Origin of the sequence: Edaphobacter lichenicola, from assembly GCF_014201315.1 — a bacterium.
Taxonomy (GTDB): domain Bacteria; phylum Acidobacteriota; class Terriglobia; order Terriglobales; family Acidobacteriaceae; genus Edaphobacter; species Edaphobacter lichenicola_B.
Genome location: NZ_JACHDY010000002.1, coordinates 1,101,527 through 1,121,960, shown reverse-complemented (window position 1 = coordinate 1,121,960; position 20,434 = coordinate 1,101,527). Strand labels below are relative to the sequence as shown.

General features: G+C 57.1%; 19 protein-coding genes and 1 other RNA gene. 6 read left to right on the top strand and 14 right to left on the bottom strand.

Going from position 1 to position 20,434, the window contains the following annotated elements; all coding sequences use genetic code 11:
* Nucleotides 1–14: 14 nt before the first annotated feature.
* From HDF09_RS10950 to HDF09_RS10925, 6 genes are all read right to left on the bottom strand, one after another.
* Nucleotides 15–872, bottom strand: coding sequence for a class I SAM-dependent methyltransferase (locus tag HDF09_RS10950; protein ID WP_183765922.1), 858 nt, complete (start codon nucleotides 870–872; stop codon nucleotides 15–17).
* An 18-nt stretch (nucleotides 873–890) separates the two neighbouring features.
* The gene (gene accD / locus HDF09_RS10945; RefSeq protein ID WP_183765920.1) at nucleotides 891–1,730 is read right to left on the bottom strand and encodes an acetyl-CoA carboxylase, carboxyltransferase subunit beta; all 840 of its coding nucleotides are present in this window, start codon (nucleotides 1,728–1,730) and stop codon (nucleotides 891–893) included.
* An 82-nt stretch (nucleotides 1,731–1,812) separates the two neighbouring features.
* A complete protein-coding gene (locus HDF09_RS10940) occupies nucleotides 1,813–2,199 on the bottom strand; it encodes a hypothetical protein (protein WP_183765918.1) in 387 nt (128 codons plus the stop codon).
* 149 nt (nucleotides 2,200–2,348) lie between these two features.
* Entirely contained in the window at nucleotides 2,349–3,125 is a 777-nt protein-coding gene (locus HDF09_RS10935) for a hypothetical protein (RefSeq protein WP_183765916.1), read from the bottom strand.
* Between the two features lie 30 nt (nucleotides 3,126–3,155).
* The gene (locus HDF09_RS10930) at nucleotides 3,156–3,317 is read right to left on the bottom strand and encodes a hypothetical protein (RefSeq protein ID WP_183765914.1); all 162 of its coding nucleotides are present in this window, start codon (nucleotides 3,315–3,317) and stop codon (nucleotides 3,156–3,158) included.
* A 776-nt stretch (nucleotides 3,318–4,093) separates the two neighbouring features.
* Nucleotides 4,094–4,549, bottom strand: coding sequence for a 23S rRNA (pseudouridine(1915)-N(3))-methyltransferase RlmH (locus HDF09_RS10925; protein WP_183765912.1), 456 nt, complete (start codon nucleotides 4,547–4,549; stop codon nucleotides 4,094–4,096).
* A gap of 218 nt (nucleotides 4,550–4,767) precedes the next feature.
* On the opposite strand from HDF09_RS10925, the gene HDF09_RS10920 reads away from it, so the two are divergent.
* A complete protein-coding gene (locus HDF09_RS10920; RefSeq protein ID WP_183765910.1) occupies nucleotides 4,768–8,124 on the top strand; it encodes a TonB-dependent receptor in 3,357 nt (1,118 codons plus the stop codon).
* 338 nt (nucleotides 8,125–8,462) lie between these two features.
* On the opposite strand, the gene rsfS is transcribed toward HDF09_RS10920, so the two are convergent.
* The 7 genes from rsfS to HDF09_RS10885 form a co-directional block, all read right to left on the bottom strand.
* Nucleotides 8,463–9,068 carry a ribosome silencing factor gene (rsfS, locus tag HDF09_RS10915; protein ID WP_183765908.1) on the bottom strand — a complete coding sequence of 202 codons (606 nt, stop codon included), beginning with the start codon at nucleotides 9,066–9,068 and terminating at the stop codon, nucleotides 8,463–8,465.
* Between the two features lie 178 nt (nucleotides 9,069–9,246).
* Entirely contained in the window at nucleotides 9,247–10,638 is a 1,392-nt protein-coding gene (locus HDF09_RS10910; RefSeq protein WP_183765900.1) for a class I SAM-dependent methyltransferase, read from the bottom strand.
* A gap of 164 nt (nucleotides 10,639–10,802) precedes the next feature.
* Nucleotides 10,803–11,402: a nicotinate-nucleotide adenylyltransferase gene (gene nadD / locus HDF09_RS10905; RefSeq protein ID WP_183765898.1), complete on the bottom strand. Its 600-nt coding sequence runs from the start codon at nucleotides 11,400–11,402 to the stop codon at nucleotides 10,803–10,805.
* Between the two features lie 27 nt (nucleotides 11,403–11,429).
* Nucleotides 11,430–12,080 carry a hypothetical protein gene (locus HDF09_RS10900; RefSeq protein WP_183765896.1) on the bottom strand — a complete coding sequence of 217 codons (651 nt, stop codon included), beginning with the start codon at nucleotides 12,078–12,080 and terminating at the stop codon, nucleotides 11,430–11,432.
* Between the two features lie 110 nt (nucleotides 12,081–12,190).
* The gene (coaBC, locus tag HDF09_RS10895) at nucleotides 12,191–13,462 is read right to left on the bottom strand and encodes a bifunctional phosphopantothenoylcysteine decarboxylase/phosphopantothenate--cysteine ligase CoaBC (RefSeq protein WP_183765894.1); all 1,272 of its coding nucleotides are present in this window, start codon (nucleotides 13,460–13,462) and stop codon (nucleotides 12,191–12,193) included.
* Between the two features lie 151 nt (nucleotides 13,463–13,613).
* Nucleotides 13,614–14,096: a peroxiredoxin family protein gene (locus HDF09_RS21330; RefSeq protein ID WP_183765892.1), complete on the bottom strand. Its 483-nt coding sequence runs from the start codon at nucleotides 14,094–14,096 to the stop codon at nucleotides 13,614–13,616.
* An 81-nt stretch (nucleotides 14,097–14,177) separates the two neighbouring features.
* Nucleotides 14,178–14,735: a hypothetical protein gene (locus tag HDF09_RS10885; protein WP_183765890.1), complete on the bottom strand. Its 558-nt coding sequence runs from the start codon at nucleotides 14,733–14,735 to the stop codon at nucleotides 14,178–14,180.
* A 729-nt stretch (nucleotides 14,736–15,464) separates the two neighbouring features.
* On the opposite strand from HDF09_RS10885, the gene ruvA reads away from it, so the two are divergent.
* Nucleotides 15,465–16,064, top strand: coding sequence for a Holliday junction branch migration protein RuvA (gene ruvA, locus HDF09_RS10880; protein ID WP_183765888.1), 600 nt, complete (start codon nucleotides 15,465–15,467; stop codon nucleotides 16,062–16,064).
* 448 nt (nucleotides 16,065–16,512) lie between these two features.
* On the opposite strand, the gene rnpB is transcribed toward ruvA, so the two are convergent.
* Nucleotides 16,513–16,971: RNase P RNA component class A (gene rnpB, locus HDF09_RS10875), an RNA gene on the bottom strand.
* Nucleotides 16,972–17,010: 39 nt separating this feature from the next.
* Between rnpB and HDF09_RS10870 the strand changes: the two genes are divergently transcribed.
* The 4 genes from HDF09_RS10870 (at nucleotide 17,011) to HDF09_RS10855 (ending at nucleotide 20,406) form a co-directional block, all read left to right on the top strand.
* The gene (locus HDF09_RS10870) at nucleotides 17,011–17,451 is read left to right on the top strand and encodes a type II toxin-antitoxin system RelE/ParE family toxin (RefSeq protein WP_183765885.1); all 441 of its coding nucleotides are present in this window, start codon (nucleotides 17,011–17,013) and stop codon (nucleotides 17,449–17,451) included.
* Nucleotides 17,426–17,773 carry a helix-turn-helix domain-containing protein gene (locus HDF09_RS10865; RefSeq protein ID WP_183765882.1) on the top strand — a complete coding sequence of 116 codons (348 nt, stop codon included), beginning with the start codon at nucleotides 17,426–17,428 and terminating at the stop codon, nucleotides 17,771–17,773. The genes HDF09_RS10870 and HDF09_RS10865 overlap by 26 nt, the downstream gene beginning before the upstream one ends.
* A gap of 198 nt (nucleotides 17,774–17,971) precedes the next feature.
* Complete coding sequence (locus HDF09_RS10860; RefSeq protein WP_183765879.1) at nucleotides 17,972–19,039, top strand: hypothetical protein; 1,068 nt, start codon at nucleotides 17,972–17,974, stop codon at nucleotides 19,037–19,039.
* Between the two features lie 143 nt (nucleotides 19,040–19,182).
* Nucleotides 19,183–20,406, top strand: coding sequence for an ABC transporter permease (locus tag HDF09_RS10855; protein ID WP_183765876.1), 1,224 nt, complete (start codon nucleotides 19,183–19,185; stop codon nucleotides 20,404–20,406).
* Nucleotides 20,407–20,434: the final 28 nt, after the last annotated feature.

Here is a 20,434-nt window from a genome sequence, read left to right as displayed (position 1 = left end):
CGCGCCGATGGGCCTCAAAGCCACGCACTGAGCAAGCGCCCAGCACTCCCAAGCACCTTCAGCGAGTCGGCGCGGCCGGTGAAGTAGCGGGCATTGATCTCAGCAGACCCAAGATCTTCAAGACTACGGAACGCGCTGAGTTCAGCAGCGATGTCAGGCGGAGTGAAGAAGAGCTTGAACGGCTCTCCGGCCTGTTGAACCCGTGAAGCGAGAGAGTCGTGGGCCAGTTGCTCAAAGAATGGAAGCGCGGACCGCGGTTGGCCGTAGTCGAGAACGAGCGCACTGCCAGCAGCCTGTGACGCCAGAAACCTGGTTGTAGCGCGGAAGGCCTCAAGCGTAAGGTACGGGACCACGCCAAGCCATGCGAACACAGCCGGTGCCTTCGTGTTGAATCCGCCGGCCTGTAGCTGAGCGAGGAGAGACTGCTCTTCGAAGTTCACAGGCACATAAGTAAGGTTCCTCGGCGCAGATAGCGCAGTGTTTTCAAGAAGATCGCGCTTCCACTGCTGCGTAGCCGGATGGTCCACTTCGAAGACGAGAAGTTGGGGATAAGGATTTCGATGAGCAAAAGTATCGAGCCCCGCCCCAAGCAAAACATACTGGCTAACACCCTGCGAAACAGCCCGGGCAAGAGTGTCTTCGGCATACCGACTACGTGCAACCAGGAAAGCCCGCAGACCAACAGAGAACGGCCGATCCTTTCGATCCGGATTGCGAGTTGGAGTCCGGCGCAACTCCTCCGCGTAGGAGCCGCCGAGAATGGGGACGGCAACAGGGTCTTCAAAGACGAGAGGCTTTGCATCGTAGAGTTGGTGCGCCGCGCGGCGTAGTGCTACGCGAAGTGCTGTGCGTGATGGACTCGCCGATTGCATGCGATCCGCTAACCGCGCCTAAGCGCCCATCCAGCTCAAGGTCTGCGAAAGATAGTCTTTCATCTCTTTACGCGAGACAATCGCATCAAGAAACCCATGCTCAAGCAGAAACTCGGAGCGCTGAAAGCCCTCCGGCAGCTTCTGCCGAATAGTCTGCTCGATCACGCGAGGCCCCGCAAAGCCGATCAGCGCCCCCGGCTCTGCGATATTCAGATCGCCGAGCATCGCAAAACTTGCAGTGACGCCCCCTGTAGTTGGATCTGTCATCACCGAGATATAAGGAATCTTCGCATCATCCATGCGCGCCAGACCCGCAGAGATCTTCGCCAGTTGCATCAGCGAAGCAATACCCTCCATCATGCGTGCACCACCCGAGGCAGCAATAATGATCAGCGGATGTCGTGTGGCCAGCGAACGATCGACCGCCCGCGCAATTGTCTCGCCGACAACCGCTCCCATGCTCCCGCCAATAAAGGCGTACTCCATCACGCTAAGGACAACGCTGTGCGGCCCAAGCTGTCCAATGGCATTAACGATCGCGTCGTTCAACCCGGTCTTTGTCTGCGCCTCCGCAAGCCGCCGCTTGTAGGGCTTCAGATCGGTAAAGTTCAAAGGATCGGTCGAGCGAAGTTCCAGGTCGACAAGCTCATACCCCGGCTCCAGCAGATTTTCAATCCGCGTACGAGCGTCAATGCGAAAGTGATGGCCGCAGTGCCAGCAGACGTGCTGGTTGGCTTCAAGCTCAGCCTTGAATAGAATCTTGCCGCAGTCGGGACAACGGATCCATAGTCCCTCGGTCCGAACCGTCTTCTCCGAGTCGTTGACGATCTCGTTATCTTCGCGCTTGAACCAACTCATCCTTGCATACCCTTTCGACCGTCGCCCTGTTCATTGTAACGACTGAACAGTTTGCGCGGTGCGTTGGTGGTTGAGCTGGAGATTAGAGCGCTTCGGCAAGGCGAGAGTAGAGACCAGAATGATTGGTCTCATACAGAACCAGCAGCCTCTGCCGCATCAGGTAGTACGAAGAGGCCACTTCGTGCAGATAGAAGGGAATCCGCATCTGTTGCCGTCCGAAGAAGGTCGCCACCATAATTTGTGTGACTGCGCGGCGCAGCTGCAATCCGTCGCGGCGCATACGCTCGGCAATGATGATGCCTTCGTCGAAGTTCCAACGTTCCACGTAGGAGGCGAGCGCGACCAAGATCCGGCCGTTTTCGCGCATCCGCTGAACCCCTTCGAGGCCGCCCATCAAACTCCACATCTCTGCCGGCTCCAGATTGAGAGCATCCTTCTGCGGCACAAGATGATTCAGTGCCACGGTCATTACACCCTTAGACTCAATCGGATGAAGCTTGGCCACCAGCTCCTCCCACGTACAGCGAGCCAGACGTCTTGCCGTCAAATAGGAATGGAGAAGGGCGCAGCCTAACAGGATAGTAACCAGAGCGGTAATGACTATAGGTGCCATATGGGTTACGTGTGGTCGCGCGTACGAGTGACCTGCTGAAGATCGTACTGCACTCGGGTGTGAAGAGCAACGAGATAATCTTTCATTTCGTTCGAAAGAGGCGCACGGACGCGTTCTGGCCTCCAGAAGGCCACCGCCCAGTACAACAAGACGGCAATATAGAGGAAAGAGGGGAAAAGCTGGACCACTCGATATTGCTGCGTCCATCCCAGAAAGATACTGGCCAGGTCGCTGACAGCGGAGCCGAAAGCCCAAAGCGTCAATCCCTGCGCGAGGGCCATCACGTGGTTACGCCATTCCAGCCCTAACCTGTTGGAAGCAAAGAGCATAGCGAGAAAAAGTCCACAATCGAGCAAGGCAGTGAACAAGTCCCCCCGAATCTCCCAGATTCCGGCGGTCGAACCCGGCGGCGTCTTTATTGCAAGGCAAAGTCCAGCGGCAACGGCTGTGCCAGTCACCCCGACGAGCACAAACGAAGAGCGTGCGTCCCGAATCCACGTTCCAGTTGGGCGCAAAACAACACGGGTGATCTCAAAGATCAAACCAAGCTGGAATAAAATGTCGCCGCCGGAAATAGTCCAATAAGCAATCCGGTAGACCGTCGGCGTGCTGTAACGCGAAATCAAGAACATTCCAGCAGACACAACAATGGAATAGGCCATGAACCAAGTGAAGATCGGGAACTGACGCCATCGCCTACGCACGAGCAACACGAGGAGGAGGGCGGCGATACCTAGAAAATTCGCCGCCCATATGATGTTGTCCAGAGCCGGAAAATTCATGCTTTCCTCGCCAGCCTATCGGGAACGATCTTACAACCCGAGAACCGAGAGGACGATTCCCGCGTAGTCCCCAAGCGAAAGAATGAGGCAGTTTGGGTGTGGAACTCCAGTTGTGGTGTTTGCAAACATCGGAGCAGCGGTGGAGAAGAGGACAGTGGCGGTCAGCGCGAGATTGCGGATCGACTTATTCATGGGGAAGGCTCCTAGTGCGCAAATGTGCGCTTGCATCAGCCTAGGCCATGGATGCTTTCTAATTAAGAAAAAACATGCGCTAAACCTACACAAAAGAACCATCTATTGTGGGATGGACGATAAGATCGTTCTCGATTACGACCTTCTCTGACCTGAACGAACGACTATCCGAGAGTTTTTTATGGAGACTTTCGACCACGCCCCAAGAGCAGCAGCCCCTGACTATTTCGAAGCACCAGTCCCCCCTTTCGGTCCAAGTGAAGCAGGGGCAACACATGCCGGACGCCTGCCTGTCTCGCGCACCGTCGCACGTGGCCCATGTATCGTGTGTCAGGGGCCGCGGAGGGTCAATTGCCGTACATCTATATCGACAGGATCTTCCATGAACTAAGGTCTGAGCTGTTATCGGCCATGCACTCCGCCCTGGAGGCACAGGGGCGCAAAGGGCAAGTCGACGTGGACCGTCTCTATCGTGCGTTCACCCGCGCAGCAGCCGGAAAATGCGCGAATCCTCAGCGCGTGTCCGAAAAATGTATAGTCGAAACGATGACCTCCAAACCTCGCAAGGCCAAAGATGCACGAATTGACGAGTAGGAGTGTGCTCACAACTCTTACCTTCAGAACAGATCTTCCGACCACATCAAGCTCCTGTATACGCTTCATCGAGTGCATCTCAATCGAGGGGGCCGCATCGACGATCCGCATGTAGGGCCATCGGCCTGACGAAGTCAGAGCTATCGTGCCTGTCGCCGCCCCAAGCGACAACCAACAAAAGGTCAGTGCCCCGAGTGATACGGGTGGCCGGCCAAGATGGTAAACGCGCGGTAGACCTGCTCCGCCAGCACGACCCGCGCCAGTTGGTGCGGCAGCGTCATGCGACCCAGAGAGAGAAGCAGATCCGCCCGCTGCCGCGCCTCCGGGGACCAGCCGTCCGCCGGCCCGATCGCAAGCACCAGCCGCTGTGTTCCCTCATCGCGAAGCCGCCCAATCTGACCGGCAAACTCTTCAGAGCTATATTCCTTCCCACGACTATCAAGCAGAATCGCATAAGCTGGAGTCCGCCCCGCCTGCCGGTCCACCCAGTCCAGTAACGCAGCCTCGCTGTCAAAAAGCTCCGACTCGCATGGTGAATGACGGGTAGTCCTTTTGACATATTCCTCAATCATGCGGTCGTTCGAATCAGTTTTAGACCGGGAACGCCGAGGAGTGATGGCGCAGAGCGTGATCTTCATTATTGTGCACCAACGCTGCAGAATTCGTTTCTTCCGAGAATCATAGAGTTAGGGCTCGTAAATTCGTATTCTCACAGATCTTCGTAGACTGATCGCTAAAACACTGCATTTCATATGGAAGCGGGGATTTTTGAAATGGCAATACACGTGCAGATAGCATTTAGTGTCGCTCGCATTTTCACGCAATTCCCGAGCCCCAAACATCTAGGAGAATCCCAATGTCCTTGAAGTACTTCCGCTATTTCGCTCCTGCCGCCCTTATCTTTGCCTCAGGAATCCTCCAGGCGCAGACCAGCAAAGGCATCCTTTCCGGGGTAGTTCGCGATTCAACCGGGGCCGTTGTCTCGGGGGCTGAGGTGATCGTAACAAATCAAGACACGCACGAAATTCGTAACACAATCTCCCGCAACGACGGCGCTTACAGTCTGGAGGCGCTCACACCCGGACGGTACAGCGTTCAAATGAAGCACAGCGGTTTCAAGACGGTTGAGACGAACGATCTTGTAGTCAACGCGTCCATCGTGACAAGCTTCGACGCTACCTTCACAGTCGGCGGTGTCAGCGATACCGTCCAGGTCGAAGCCGTGAATAGTGGTATCAACACCGAAAACGGTCAGCTCGCGGGCGTGATCTCGACACGTCAACTTCAGGACCTGCCCATCTTTACTCTCAATCCCGTTGAACTTGCGCTGACGGTACCCGGAGTCCAGCCGGTAAGCCAAAATAGCGGCTTTTCCAACGGCGTCAATATAGAGGTGAACGGAGCTCGTCCTCGCGCAAACAACTATCTCCTCGATGGACAAGAGATCAACGATGTCGGTATCGGCGGTCAGGCTTTCCAGCCGAACATTCCTGACATCTTTCAGTCTGTCACGGTGATCACGAATACGCCGTCCGCCGAGTATGGCCGCGCCGGCGGAGCAGTTGTCAACCTCGTAACCAAGGCTGGCACGAATACGTATCACGGCTCCGTCTTTGAGCGCTACACCGGATCAGGTCTTGACTCGCTCGATGGCGTCACACGGCAAGGCATTGTGCATGGGCCGCCGCCTGACGGCTATGTCCCGCCCAACAAGGCACGATTCAATCAGCACCAATATGGCTTTACAGCAGGCGGTCCTATTATCAAAGATAAACTCTTTGCATTTGGTGCCTTGCAGATCTCCCGTCTCTACGGGAACGAAGTTCCTACCCGTTTGGAGCTACCCGACGCTGCTGGATATGCCCAACTGCAGGCTATCGGCGGTCCACAGGTTGCTCTGCTCGATCAGTATCTCAGCAATGGCAGCTATCTCAACAACTTCGTCTCTTTTCCAAGCGCTGGAGTCGTCACCAATATCAACGTCGGCGTTCAGAACAACTGTCCGCAGGGATGCACCGTGACTACAGGCTTCTTCCAGCGGCAGAATGCGCCGCAGTCGAACCCGGACACCCAGTGGACGTATCGCATAGACTTTGCGCCGCACGCGGCGGACAGCTTTTCCTTCCGGTATCTTCATGATCGGCAAAGCTTGAGCCCGGACTTCTTCAACAATGGCAGTGCGCTCCCCGGCTTCGATACCCAGCAAGGTGGTCCGTCTGAACTTGGTGCCGGAACCTGGACTCATGTCTTCGGACCAAATGTAGTCAACGAGCTCCGAGGCTCTGAAACCCGACTTGGCTTTCTCTTCTCCCCTACCTCCTCAACGCTTGCGAACCCCCTATATGCGCTATCAACCCTCAGCATCGCGAACGTAGCAGTCGACTCGGGCGGCGCAACCTCTCTTGGGCCGGATCAAAACTTCCCGCAGGGACGTCACGAAGATCTCTACCAGGTACAAGACACTGTGTCTCTCACTCGTGGCCATCAGACTTTTCGATTCGGCTTTGACATCGGTAGAACCATCGAAACCGATGTTGTCTCTCTGAACGCTAAGGGAACGCTCCTGTTCAACAAAGGCGGGAGTGGTGTTAGTTCGCTCGGTAACTTCCTTCAGAACCAGCTCGGTCCCTCTGGCACAGCCACCAAGACCTTCGGCAGCACCCGGGTTGATCCCCACGGCTGGCGGAGCGGTGTCTTCGCACAGGACGATGTTAAAGTAAACTCCGATCTAACCCTGAACCTTGGCATTCGCTATGACTACCTGACCAACCCGGAGAACTCTCTACCCTATCCGGCGATCGATCCGTTCAACCCCTACCAGGCCATCAACACCGTCATCAAGGTAAAGAACGATACCAATAACGTCGCCCCGCGTTTTGGCTTTGCTTATTCCCCTCACGGCGAGGGTCTGTTTGGCGGAGGCAAAACAGTCGTCCGGGGCGGTTTTGGCGTCTCCTACGACAGTCCTTTCAGCAACTTTGTTGTGAACGCGGCCCAGGCGACTCCAAATGCAGTCTCAGGGACGCTCGTCTCCACTCAAGGCAACGGCCTCGCCAACGCAACCTCGCTGATCCCATCCATCACCCCACGTCTTCGTCCCACCTCCTCGGTTACCAGCGTAGTGAAGGGCCTGGTTAACCCCTACACTTACCAATTCAACCTCGGAGTCGAGCACCAGCTTCGCGGATCGAATCTCATCGCCGTGCGGTATGTTGGCAGCCTCGGAAAGAAACTCTACTCAAACAAGCAGTACAACTACTTTGCTCCGGACGGCAGTGGCGAGCGTCTCAATCCCACCCGCGGTGTTATCAACGCTCGCGGAAACTTCGCCTCCTCCAGCTATCACGGAGCGCAGGTGGAATACACTCACAACTTCCAGCATGGCTTGCTCATAAGCGCCAACTACGTCTTCAGCAAGAGCCTGGACAACGCCTCGGAGATCTTCGCCACAGGAGCAAACCCCAACACTTCCTATCAGGCCGATCTGGGTCCGAATGGTTTTGCCCAGGAGTGGGGGCCGTCCGCTTATGATCATCGTCATTTTGTCTCAGTTGCCTATGTATGGTCTCCCGCAGGCTTCTCAAGTGGCAATAGCTTCGCCAACGCGGCCTTGGGTGCGCTGACGCGCCACTGGACCATCTCTGGCGTAGAGCAGTTCCAGACCGGAAGCTACAGCACAGTGCAGATCGCAGGTTTCGATACGAACGGCGACGGTAATGCCTTCAACGATCGTCCGCTTATCGGCAACATTCATGCTCCTATCGCTACAGCCGCAATCGACGGCGGCAACTTCGACCCGACGCTGGCAGGAACGTACTATGATGTTGCCGCCGCAATCAATGGCGACGGCTCTTTGAATCCGGTCGCCCCAGGTTCTGTCCGGTGGCTCATCCCCTACCAGCCGCTGAATCAAAACCTGCACCAGGAGATCGGACGCAACAGCTTCTCGAACCCCGGTTCTACCACGAATAACATCGCGGTCGAAAAAGGCTTCGGCACCAAGTATCTGCACCTTGATCGCGGAGCCTTTATCATTCGCGCCGAGGTTCAGAACCTCGGCAACCACAACGATGTAGGTATTCTGGACACCAACGTGGCCGATATTGGCAGCCCTAACTTCCTCAACCGTTCCAATGCTCGACAAGCTACGCCAGGAAATGCTCCCTTCACCTATGGTCGGAACATCGTCCTGTGGGGCAAGTTCACGTTCTAATCAGCGATTCACCAAGAGTAAAAAAGAGGCGCCAAAAGGGCGCCTCTTTTACTCTTCGCCATTGTTTATACGTCTTTGGGGGGAACCCACGATCAGACCGAAGTGATGCTCTTGACCCCGATAAGCTGGATTGGTATTGCCCTTGATGCCTCGGACGTTCTTCTGAAGGACTCCAAACCAACCCTCAAAATAAAGTTACAATCCGTGTCCTGTTTTTCAGCAGGTCAAAAACATGCTGTTTCGCGACCACGTTTACCATACAATTCACCACAAACTGACCACAAAAAACCATTCCGAAACACCTGTCTTTTCCAAAAACCCCTGTAAAAGCCCAGTATTTATTTGACTCTCGCTTTTTTTGCCCTGGCAGATTTTTTTGCGGAAACTTTCTTCGCCGTTTTGGCCGGAACCGCCGTTTTCTCGACGACTTTCTTAGCCGTCGCTTTGACTGGCACGGCCTTCTTGGCAGCAGCTTTCTTTACGGCTGCACTGGATTTCGTAACGGCTGCGGTCTTCTTCTGTGGAGCCGCCTTACTTGTCATCTTCGCGCGGCTCTGCTTGATACGGGCACTCACCTCTGCATCAAGCTCGGCCACGCTGATCGTAGTAGCCGACTTCCGCAACCGCTCGAGTCCATAAAACGCGCGTTTCTGAGCCGAAAAAACATGGACGATGAAATCGACATAGTCCATTAAAATCCATTCGCCCTGGCGACGGCCCTCGACAGAGTTGGGGTAAACCCCAAACTCGCGCTTCAGGCGAAGCTCAATCTCATCGGTGATGGCTACATTCTGCCGGTCGTTCGTTCCGTTGCAGATCAGGAAGTAATCGGTCAGGCCGCTTTCGGCCGGATCCAGCGCGAGGATGCGGATATCTTCAGCTTTCTTGTCTTCGGCGGCGGCAGCCGCGGCGAGCAGCAGCTGATTGCTTTCAATTGAGGGCATGAGACTCCTTGGAGTTCCATGGTAGCGGGTTGCGGCCTTGGAAGCCAGCGTCTCCAACGGAACGGCAACTTCCTGCCTCGCACAGAGATCAATCCAGAACCGCGTAGATAGTCCTAGATACTCGTAGGCACTTGCCTGCTCATCGCCATCGGTATTCCCGAACGCTCCGCGATGTGCCCTATCTCTTCTGAAGATGAAACAAGATGCGCCCGTTCGCCAGCGTCAGCTCGTCGGAGACCGTGAAATGCTTCCCAAAAGCCTCGCGAAATGCCGTCTCGGTAACGTGTTGGTAGAGTGCATCGCGTCCGCGCAGAAGCTCCTGGAACTTCTGATCCGTCGCTGGCACCCATTCCACAATCAGGTGTCGCGTTGTCAGCTCGCCGCAGAGCGCGGCGATGCGGTCCATCGGAATCTGATTATGGAGCAGCAGATGGTGCAGGACGGCGAGCATGATCACGGCGTCGAAGTGGCCTGCACAGCGGCTAAGGAACGAGGCACTCTCCCGGTTCTCCCATCCGGTAGCCGGGCTGGGATGAGCCAGATCGACGCATAGCGGAAGGATGTTCTTCCCGTTCTCCTTCAGGCCTGCGTACAGGCGATCGACCGCCGGTAGATCCGTGTCGATCGAGACGACCTCGGCACCGGCGTCCGCGGCCAGATTCGAATACACCCCGGTGTTACAACCCACATCGAGCGCCTTCGCAGGCCGCGCACTCCCCAGCGCATCGCTCACAAACTTGCGCTTGTCGGCATGGTCTTCGTCGCTGTAGTGGTTCGCCGTCTCAGCGTAGTGCGACCAGTTAGAGAAGCGGTGGGCCGGCGTCACCTTCCGCATATGATTCAGCAGCGTCCTCATCGTTCTCAGCAGAATCTGCTTCGCAAGGTCAGGGTCTCTCACGGATTGCGGCGTTCCCTTGCCGGCCCTGCCTTTCTTCGTCTTCGCGAGCAGCGACGGTAGCGTAACAGTCGACAGAGCTGGCTGCCGGAACCGCGAAGCCAGCGAAAGTGCCGGATAGACCTCTTCCGGTTCATATCCATCGCGGCGTGTCAGCGAGGTACGCAGGGGCCATCCCAGCCGGGAGTAAGCCAGCATCGGCAACAGAAACGTTCGAACGAACTGGCCGTACGCAAGCCAGATCGGTTGATGCGGGTCTCTGCGTTCGATCGAAAGCACATCGACAAAGATCGGCTGCGCCCCCTGAAAAAGCACATTTAAAGGCGTCGCGTCCTTTAGCTGCCAACCCTGTTCGATGAGGTCGCTGCACAGAGTCAGAGTAAGCTCCGCCGCAACAAGCCACATCCCTGGACTCCACTCCCACGGGTAGGACTGGAACGAGATGCGCGGATGGCGCAGTACCAGCGTCTCGGCGTGAGGGGATGACACCACCTCGCTAGCCACAAGCCGTCCCTGTGCAACCATCTCCGAAGCGAGCGGAGTCGCCAGGAACGCAAGGATCTCCTCGTCGAAGGGAGCTCGAATGCTCCGGTAAGCTCCATCGGGACGAACCTCGATGCTGCCTGCCGGATCGCGAAACGTGGGGAGTGCGGGGAGTGACAAAAGCTTTGCCATAGAAAGTTACGATTCTGCTGCACGCACAAAGGCGCCCGGTTCACTAGCGGAGGGAGGACCTGACAAAGCGCAATACTTATACAGACACACTTCCATTCAGGAAAGTTTCGAGGAAAACAAAGTTTCGACGGTGGCGAAAATAAGAGATCCAGAACGGGTCTGCCCTATAGGTAAAGATTGTGTCTCTGTATGTAGTCCAGAACACCCGGCGCAATCAGATCGACACAAGGATCACCCGCCTCCAGCCGTTCTCGAAGCCCGGTGGCTGCTGTATTGTCATGAACATTGCCGAGCAGATGGACACGGCTCTGCTGATGCGCATCGAGCCCCAGCGAAGAAAGATTCTCAATCGGGAACCCCGGCCGGCTCACGACGATCCACTCGGCGAGCTCCAGCAGGCGTTCAGGCTCATGCCATCGCGGGAGACTGAGAAAACTGTCCGCCCCCACCAGATTGAAGAGTTTAGCCTCAGGCATCCTCTGCGCCAACTCGCTCAGAGTCTCCACGGTGTAGTTCGGCGCGCCGTCGGCTCGAGGCGCATCGAGCTCAGAGGCCTCAAATCGAGGGTCTTCAAGACACGCAAGCTCCACCATCGCGAGCCTGTCTTCAAAAGAAGTCACCGTGTCATCAAGCTTCAGGGGCTGACGGCCAGCAGGGGCAAAAAAAACGCTATTCAGTGCAAACCCATCCGCAGCCGCAGTCGCAATGGCGAGATGACCATGATGCGGCGGGTCGAAGCTTCCGCCAAAGAGAGCTACGCGCATGCACTATTCTCTCGTGGGCCCGCGCTCTTAGAACGGAAGATGGAAGACGAACCCCATGCTGACCTGTTTGATCGGGTAGTTGTGGCTGTTGTTGCCGAACGGATCCAGCCCGCCATAGCCAAACTCGGCGACACGATAGTCAAGAATAGGCAGCAGTTTGATGTCCAACCCAGCCAACCCCTCGTATTCAAAGTTATTACGTAGAATCGGGCTGTTCCCGACGATTCCGTTGTCGGTGACTCCGGCTTCGGAATACAGCAATCCATAATCCGAGCGTCCAAGTCCCACTGAGCCTTGGACGTACGGCTTCAAAGGAGCAAGCGGAGTATGAAACACCGCCCGTACCCCGCCCAGCACCGAGTAGATTCGCGCTCCGCCGCCATTGAACTTCTCATAGGCTCCTCGCTTAGTTGTCAGGATGCTGCCGCGCAAATCTGCCCCCAACGTGACTGGTCCAAGCTTTTTGAAGTCGTAGTAGACGCCGCCCGTGCCGCCCAGCGGATCCACTGAATTGGAGCGAGCGCTGGTCACATTGGGATTCTGCTCCGGCGACGAAGCAATATTACTAAGCCGATCTACGGTGAACATCCCGTAGGCGCCGAATTGCGCGTGAGCGGAGGTGGCACTGACAAGGGCAACGATGGCAAGAAGAAGGAGGACTGCTTTGCGGAAACTCATGTGCCGTTAGTTTACTAGTTCGCGCGGCCTCAGTGCACCGGAGGCCGCGAATTGTGCCCGGCGAGGGATCTACTTTCGGAAGGAGCAAACACTCAGCAGAGACAGATCTCTCAGTGCGCAGCCCCGACCCGCAGCTTCAGCACCTCGTCAAGAATCCGCTCCGCCATCTCCGTCTTGCTCATCACGGGAAACTCAACCGCGCCGTCTTTCGTCAAAAAGCTGCCTGCGTTCTGCTCCGAATCGAACCCAATTCCATCCTTCGAAACATCGTTGACCACCACCGCATCCACGCCTTTGCGCTCCAGCTTGGCGCGCCCATTCGCTACGGCATTCTCGGTCTCGGCTGCAAACCCCACCACCAGCGTTCCATCCCGCCGACGCCCCACGACCTCCCGCAAAATGTCCACGGTTCCCGCCAGCTCCAACGAGACCGCCTGCGCTCCTTCACGCTTCATCTTCTGGTCTGCAACACTCTTCGCACGGTAGTCACTCACCGCCGCAGCCATTACCACGACGGTCGTCTCATTCAGCCGAGCCATCACTGCCGCCCGCATATCCTCTACGGTCACCACATGCTCCATCTCAACCCCCGCAGGGCAAGGCAGCCCGGTCGGAGCGCTGATCAACACCACCTTCGCCCCACGCCTCCTCGCCGCGACCGCGACCGCGTACCCCATCCGCCCGCTCGATCGGTTCCCGATAAACCGCACCGGATCGATCGCCTCTCGCGTCCCCCCTGCGGTCACCAGCACCGTCTCACCGGTGAAGTCCCGGCCCTGTTCCACCGCGCCCTCGGTGCTCTCAGCCAATGTCTCGACGATCGCCGCCACAATCTCCGTCGGCTCCGCCAGCCGTCCGCCCCCCACCATTCCGCAGGCCAGATACCCACTCCCCGGCTCAATCACCTTCACCCCACGCGCCCTCAGCGTAGCCACATTGGCCTGCACCGCCGGATTTTCCCACATATTCACGTTCATCGCCGGAGCCACAATCACCGGAGCCGTCGTCGCCAGGTACATCGTCGAAAGAAAATCATCTGCCAGCCCATGTGCAAACTTCGCCAGCATATTCGCCGTCGCCGGCGCCACCACCAGCAACCGCGTCGATTGGGCCGCCTGGATGTGTTCCACGCTGCTGTGCTCGCCCGACTCATCACCCTCCGCCGACCCCGTCCCCGCCTCCTCGCCCCATAGCGAAGTAATCACCTTATGTCCGGAGATCGCCGCAAACGTCAGCGGCCTCACGAACTCCGCCGCTGCCGCAGTCATCACCACGTGCGGGTCATACCCGGCATCCAGTAGCAGCCGCACCAGCTCCACCGACTTATAAGCCGCAATCCCCCCGCAAACCCCGACCGTAACCTTCACTCGTCCGTTGCTCATACCCATCCTCTGTCCAATGGAATGGTCTCACATGCACCAATCCCTCAGCGTTCGGAGGATCCGGTCCGTTTCGAGTCGCAGCTCGATTCAGAGCAAGAGCAAAAGAGAGGCGCATCTCTGTCCGTGGCAGTCCATCGAGTCCTGTGACCGCTTAAGATGACCGATGCATGCCCCCAGAGACAGCTCCTGCCAGGCTTCCAAAGCCCAGCAAAGATCGCACGGCATCTTCACCCGTAGCTAGTGGCGCCAAGAGGGCGCCGCGCCCGTCAAGAAGAACGGCCGAAGGTGTCCCCGTGGATTTGAATGCTCGTCCAACCAGAAAGTCATCGTCCAGAACGATCTCCGAACGAAGGTCCATCTTCCGGTTCACCTCATGCGGGCCTGTCGATACGACCAACAGTTGCGGAGCATTGCTGGGTGGGTTGCGCTCCCAGAATCTAAGATCCTCGAGCATACGCAAACAAAAACCGCAGGAAGGGTTCCAGAACAGAAGCACCAAAGGCTGTCCTCGGAAGTCCCCAAGTTTCGTCCGCCTTCCAGAAACACTCGGCAGCATCAACTCTGGAGCGGGGTCGCCGATGTTCTGCGCGGGCCCTAGTTCGGGTGTCGCCCTCTTGCGCTCCTCTCCGAACATCTTCTCGATCTCAACCGAACCCTGCCCGACGTAACTCGTGATTCTCCCGTCGCTGCCAATCCAAACCGCACCGGGCGTTCCCTAACATTGAAACGCGTCCGCCACCTCGCGATCCTGCTGGAGGAGCACGCTCGGCAACTCCTGCGAACCAACCTTCTCAAGGTTCTTTTTCGCTCCGCCCCGGCTGACGATGGCGATCTTCACGATCTCCGCGTACTCCGCATGCCAAACCGCAACGCTCGGCAACATCGCCTTACAGGGCGTTGCACAGCCAGTTGCTCCCGAAGACACCATTTGATTGAACAGCGTCGTCATCTGATCGATGAGAGCCGGTTCAGTTGAGCCAACCACCGGGATGGCGGTACCGTCCTGGAACCTTACAGAACTCAAATCGGAACCGCGCACAAACGTCGCGGTGCTCTTGCCGTCGATGAGTGTAACGAAAGAGTTCCCATCCGAAGTCGACACTTCGGCATGTTTGATGCCGGTGAATGGCGAGCCGTAGTCGAACACGGTTGTCCCGCTGCCTTGCCGTGACCGGTGCAGTTCCACAGTGACGAGCGGCACGGAATTGCGGGATAGCACCGTGCTATCTACCGCATCTCCGGTGCTTAACCTGAATGTCATGCGCTTGGACAACAGCAAGCTTCCCAGCGATCTAGTGAATTGTGTGACCTGAGTCGCCTGATCATGACTGACAGCGCAGACGGGAGCGCACGTAGCTTGGGTGTTTGGACAGCAGACATTGGAATCGCACCGGCTGCCCGTCGGACACGGGTCGCAGGCCTTTACCGCGGCATCACGTCGCTTCCTCGCTGCTGCGACGCACTTTGCGATTGTGGGAGGGGTGGGGTTGGGAATCTCCTGGCAACCTTCGCTCTCTGACTCAAAAGCAGCGTTGGCGGCAGCTATGCAGGCGCTGACGGTTGCCGTGACACAACTCTGCGCTTGGCCAGCCCGGGCGAACCGCGAACTAAGAATAGGAATGGATCCGAAGACGCTCCCAATGCCGGACCATGCCAGTGTCTTCAGGACAGAACGCCGAGATACTCCATTTTGCGAACGCGAGGCTCAGTTCGTCGAACCGATTGGGAGTCATACCGCCTCCTCTTGCTTACAGAGCGATCTGCACACTAAAGGCCTAGCCGCAAAGGTGGGGTCCCGATGATAGCTCCGTATTAGAGCAAAATTGTAGCCGCTTGTCGACTCGCACCTACCTTCGTAACCATTCGTTGTAGTCTTATCGGTTCGTGTTGGCGAGTCTTCCCAATCCGACGACAATCCGGTCGCCTAGGAACTGCTCAACCGGTGACACCATGATCCATCCTTCATCTGGCCCGAATCCTGACAAGCTACAATCAGCCCAGCATGATCGCTCATCTCCGAGGACGCCTCCTCTCCAAAACCCCGAATCAAGCCATCCTCGAGTGCGCCGGCGTGGGCTATGACGTCACCATCAGCGTCACCACTTTCTCGGCCCTGCCTACCGAAGGCGCCGAAGCCACGCTTCACATCCACACCCACGTTCGCGAAGACCAGATCGCCCTCTTTGGCTTCTCCGAGACTCAGGAGAAACGTCTCTTCGAAAAACTTCTCACTATCTCCGGCATCGGCCCAAAACTGGCCATTACCGTTCTCAGCGGCATCGACGCCAGCCGCCTTATCGCTGCTATTCGCTCTGGCGATCACGCTACTCTTACCCGCATTCCTGGCATCGGCAAGAAGACTGCTGAGCGCGTTGTGCTTGAGCTTAAGGACAAACTGGACGACCTTGCTGTGGCTATTCCTGCGACCACCGGAGGCCCTCACCACGGCCCCGCAGGCGACGATGCGCTGTCTGCGCTGGTCAACCTTGGCTATCCTCGCCCTGTGGCCCAGAAGGCCATTGAAACTGCCATCACCAAAGACCCGGCCGCCGCCCACGACTTCGAAAGCCTCTTCCGCGCCGCCATGGCTGCCATTCGCTAGGTGAATTTTTGGGTTTGTGGTGAGTTTTTTTCTGGCGTGATGGGGAGGGCTTTTTTGTTGGGGTTTTTCGCAAAATATGGTTGCGTAACGTGGTGTTTTGGATGGTGAAATGTGGTGAGATTGTGGTGTTTTGCGTGGCTGGAAGTGCACTTATTTTGGCGACGAAAAAAGTGCCACTATTTTGAGATTTATTTTTTGGGGTGTCCTGCCGGACGGGCCCCCTTCGCGTGGGGCGGTCACTTCGTGACTTGTATACCCCTTCGGTTGGCGCTCCCGTTGGTCGCGACGGAAGATTGTGCCGACCAACGGGAGGACCCATGTTGCTCATCCTGCCGAGACCGGTACACGCGTCACGAAGTGACCGCCGCCCGCGCAGGGCGCCCGTCCGGCAGGACACTGGCTTCAAAGAGATGGCCTCGAAATCGTTTGAGCGATTTCGAGGCCATAAGTTTGCAGACGGCCCGTAAGCCGAATTCTGTTTTAGACGATCATTCCTCTACGCGACGCATTACTGCGGCGCTTTAGCAACCTACCCGCAAGTTTCGGCTCCCTTTCGGGTCTCTCCGCCTGGGCGCATCGGGCCGATACGCTCTCGCCGCCTGAAGAGGAGCGACGAGATCCCTGCCTATTTGGTCTTGCTCCGTGTGGGGTTTACCCTGCCGCGTCCATTACTGGCCGCGCGGTGCGCTCTTACCGCACCTTTTCACCCTTACCCCGGTCCGCTTGCGGATCTGCCGAAGCAGGTCACCAGATTCGGGGCGGTATGTTCTCTGTTGCACTTGCCGTCCAGAGGCCTTGAAGCCTCCGTCCCGGACGTTATCCGGCACACTGCCCTGCGGAGTTCGGACTTTCCTCCCCCGCCAAGCACCTTTTGGGTGAAGGCGGCAGCGATCATCCAGCCGCCTGCAGGTACAAGTGTAGCGCAGCCTTTGACGGTATAGCAATTATGCTATACACTGGAGTCGAGGCAGGCAGGGTGACGGTGAAGCTGGCGGAGATCTCGTGGGAGGGTAATTCGCTGAAGGTGCTGCGATCCTGGCCTAGGCCGATACGAGAGGATTTCGGGGCTTGTCTCTGGGAGATGCAGGCAGGAAACCCGGCCACGTTGACAGTCAGGCCCATGATATCGATTGCCGCAAGCGTGTTTGAGTTAAAGGACCAGGACGGCAGCAAGTGGTACAGGATGATCTACCTGGCGCGAGTGAAGGACGTCATCTATGTTCTGCACTGTTTCACGAAGGATAGTGCGAAGACGGAAAAGAGAGATTTGGCCACCGCCAAGGCCAGATGGAAACAGATACAACAACGGTTAAGAGGGGAGCCCACGGATGTCGAGGGAGCAAAAGAGCAACTCACCACTCATGACAAAGGGAAGCGTGCTGGATGATCTCGGGTTCAGCGCAGCAGAGGCGTTGGAGATCAAGGTAAAGGCCGATATCTATCGCGAGCTGATGAAACATATTGAAGGGCGCAGCCTCACGCAGGAGCAGCTTGGAACGATCCTCGGGATTCATCAGCCGGACGTAAGTCATCTGCGCAACGGAAGAATCTCGAAGTTCAGCGTGGGCAAACTAATCAAGTTTGCAGGGAAGCTGGAGCTGGGTGCAGAGGTGAGGTTGATCAAGCCTAAGCCGGGCCGAGGCCTTTCGGTACGTGCTTCTGTTGAACGACCGGCCGCCGGGTTGGCCATAAGGAAACTGGTGCGATAGCCCGTTGAGACAACGCCTTGCGGCCCGGCGCAGCGATCATCCCGCCGCCTGCAGTTCCATGTGTATCCCACGCCTTAGACGGCACAGTAATTATGCTATACAGGCAGGCAGTGACGGTGAAGCTGCCTGGTGGCTTAGAGTAAATCTCCTGCAGGGACATTCTTCTTCGGAAGGCTGGAAGGGATAGTCAATTTGCGATTGAAATCGGCAGTGGGGACCATCTTTGGGCTCTTTTTTACAGTGGGGTACGCGGTCGCACAGCCCCCGAAGGTCACCGAACAGACGATCCCGTTGGAGCGATTCGGTTTCAAAGCCGGTTCGTGCGATTCCAGGCAGAGCGCCCAATTTCTCGACGACGACCGTCTGGTGCTAAGCGCTCCGTTGGTCGGTGTGTGCGATAAGAGCAACTGGTCGAATGCATTACAGACGCAGCTTACGGTGATCGACCTCCACGGCGCAGTGCTGGCAACGAAGACGCGCCCCGACGTCTATGCAATGCGAGCTGGTCCAATAGGTTACGCAGCGGTTTGTACTGAGAGCTCACTGGACCTCGTCTCGGGTGACCTTAGCACGGCGAGAGTTGTTTCAATCCGTCACGATAAATTCAGCCCGTGCTCTGATATTAAGGGATTGTCACCTTCGCGTAGAGCAATTAGCGTTCGCGATTTCGGCGAGTCTCCTAAGTCGTTCGCCAGGCATCGGCTGATCGATGCAAAATCAGAGAAGCCTATCGCTGAGCAACAATTTGGGAAAGGAGATTATCTTGCTGGCATCACTGACTCCGGCTACGCGGTATGCACCTCAGTAGGACACCAGGTCTGCGAGCAGTTGACGGTTGATGGAAGCGCCTGGGTAGTTGGCTTTCATGGAGTGGTGTCCCATCAAGGCTTGTTCCTTACGCCGAGCGAACTGCTTCTTCCTCCCTTGCGGACCGAAAAGGCGTTGATATCGGTTTTTCCTGATGGCAAGCAGGAGCAAGTTGCGAATCTGCGTGAGTTTCAACCACCAAACGTTGACAATTCGAGCGTCCAAATTTCCGCAACAAATCCGAGGAGAATCCTGTACTCCGCCACTGGATGTTATATCGGGGATTTTGATGACTGTTATGGCTTTATCTTCGAGCGGGTCGTGGTCTTCGATCCCCAAACGCACCAAGCACTCTTTAAGCAAAAAGTAGGTCGAGACGCCATCTCAATCCTTTCTCCCAACGGCCATACCGTATTGGTTCTCGACAAGACGAAGCTGCATATTTATATGATCCCCTAAGGCGGATGCGACACGCTGAAGCCGTTCACTCAGGCTAACTTCAGGAACAAAACCCCGTCCATATGCGTATCGAAGACCACGGTTAGCCTCGCTTTGGAGACTCCCGGCTGATAGTCTCAAGCGTACCCAAGGTAGACAGAGCAATGGAATTCAAAGAGGCCGTAAAGATCGCGCTGCAGTCGCTCTGGGCGAACAAGCTTCGCTCAGTGCTGACCCTGCTCGGCGTTGTTATCGGCGTGGCCAGCGTGATTGCGGTGGTGACGCTGGTCAACGGCGCGAACACCTATGTCACCACAAAGTTCGCCAGCTACGGCGCAGATGTCTTCACCGTCTCGAAGATGCCTCAGATCATTACCAGCCCTGAGGACTACCAGCGGTATCAGAAGCGCAAGGACATCCTCTACCCCGACTTTCAGTATGTGGCGGCGAACTGCAGGCACTGCATCGGGATTGGCGCGCAGCAGGCGGTGATAGGGAAGATCGTGCGCGGGACCGAGTCCACGACCGATACCAACATCCGGGGGTATACGTGGCAGATGCCATCGTTGCAGAACCTGAATATCATGCAGGGGCGCGGGTTCACGGAGGCGGACCAGGAGCATGCCTCGCATGTGGCGATCATCGGGACCGATATTGAGGACCATCTTTTTGCGGGAATGGATCCGCTGGGACAGGAGTTGCGGGTGGACGGCACTCCATACACGGTGATTGGGATCAGCGAGAAACAGGGGAGCACGTTTGGTGCGAGCCAGGACAACTGGGTGGCCGTGCCGCTGACGGCGTTTCAGAAGAGCTATGGAACGGCGAAGACGCTGACGATTTATGTGAAGGCGGGCGCGGCTGGACCGGTGCTGGAGACGGCGGCGGACGAGGTGAGGGTTCTGGTGCGATCGAGCCGGCATGACGCTCCGGGAGCCGAGGATTCGTTTGAGCTGGATACGAACAATACGCTGGTGGGATTCTTCAGCATCGTGACGCGGTCGTTTGGGGCGGTGGCCGGGGCGGTGGCGCTGATCTCGCTGGTGGTCGGCGGCATCGTCATTATGAACATCATGCTGGTGAGCGTGACGGAGCGGACGCGCGAGATCGGCATCCGCAAGGCTCTGGGCGCGCGTCCAAAGGACATCCTGATGCAGTTTTTGATCGAGTCGGGGACGATGGCGCTGGTGGGCGGAGTCTTCGGCGTGATCGGGGGGATCCTGGTGGCGCAGGTGATTACGATTCTGGCCGGGTTTCCTTCGACGATTGCGCTGTGGAGCGTCATTGCCGGGCTGGTGATGGCTACAGGTACGGGAATCTTCTTCGGGGTCTATCCGGCGCGAAAGGCGGCGCAACTGGATCCGATCGTGGCGCTGAGGTCGGAGTGAAGCGCAGGCTGGGCAGGGACAGAGGGCA

Excerpts from the sequence above, each read along its gene's own strand:
- HDF09_RS10950 (WP_183765922.1), bottom strand. The coding sequence starts at position 872 with ATGCAATCGGCGAGTCCATCACGCACAGCACTTCGCGTAGCACTACGC.
- accD (WP_183765920.1), bottom strand. The coding sequence starts at position 1,730 with ATGAGTTGGTTCAAGCGCGAAGATAACGAGATCGTCAACGACTCGGAG.
- HDF09_RS10940 (WP_183765918.1), bottom strand. The coding sequence starts at position 2,199 with ATGACCGTGGCACTGAATCATCTTGTGCCGCAGAAGGATGCTCTCAAT.
- HDF09_RS10935 (WP_183765916.1), bottom strand. The coding sequence starts at position 3,125 with ATGAATTTTCCGGCTCTGGACAACATCATATGGGCGGCGAATTTTCTA.
- HDF09_RS10930 (WP_183765914.1), bottom strand. The coding sequence starts at position 3,317 with ATGAATAAGTCGATCCGCAATCTCGCGCTGACCGCCACTGTCCTCTTC.
- HDF09_RS10925 (WP_183765912.1), bottom strand. The coding sequence starts at position 4,549 with ATGAAGATCACGCTCTGCGCCATCACTCCTCGGCGTTCCCGGTCTAAA.
- HDF09_RS10920 (WP_183765910.1), top strand. The coding sequence starts at position 4,768 with ATGTCCTTGAAGTACTTCCGCTATTTCGCTCCTGCCGCCCTTATCTTT.
- rsfS (WP_183765908.1), bottom strand. The coding sequence starts at position 9,068 with ATGCCCTCAATTGAAAGCAATCAGCTGCTGCTCGCCGCGGCTGCCGCC.
- HDF09_RS10910 (WP_183765900.1), bottom strand. The coding sequence starts at position 10,638 with ATGGCAAAGCTTTTGTCACTCCCCGCACTCCCCACGTTTCGCGATCCG.
- nadD (WP_183765898.1), bottom strand. The coding sequence starts at position 11,402 with ATGCGCGTAGCTCTCTTTGGCGGAAGCTTCGACCCGCCGCATCATGGT.
- HDF09_RS10900 (WP_183765896.1), bottom strand. The coding sequence starts at position 12,080 with ATGAGTTTCCGCAAAGCAGTCCTCCTTCTTCTTGCCATCGTTGCCCTT.
- coaBC (WP_183765894.1), bottom strand. The coding sequence starts at position 13,462 with ATGAGCAACGGACGAGTGAAGGTTACGGTCGGGGTTTGCGGGGGGATT.
- HDF09_RS21330 (WP_183765892.1), bottom strand. The coding sequence starts at position 14,096 with ATGTTCGGAGAGGAGCGCAAGAGGGCGACACCCGAACTAGGGCCCGCG.
- ruvA (WP_183765888.1), top strand. The coding sequence starts at position 15,465 with ATGATCGCTCATCTCCGAGGACGCCTCCTCTCCAAAACCCCGAATCAA.
- HDF09_RS10870 (WP_183765885.1), top strand. The coding sequence starts at position 17,011 with ATGCTATACACTGGAGTCGAGGCAGGCAGGGTGACGGTGAAGCTGGCG.
- HDF09_RS10865 (WP_183765882.1), top strand. The coding sequence starts at position 17,426 with ATGACAAAGGGAAGCGTGCTGGATGATCTCGGGTTCAGCGCAGCAGAG.
- HDF09_RS10855 (WP_183765876.1), top strand. The coding sequence starts at position 19,183 with ATGGAATTCAAAGAGGCCGTAAAGATCGCGCTGCAGTCGCTCTGGGCG.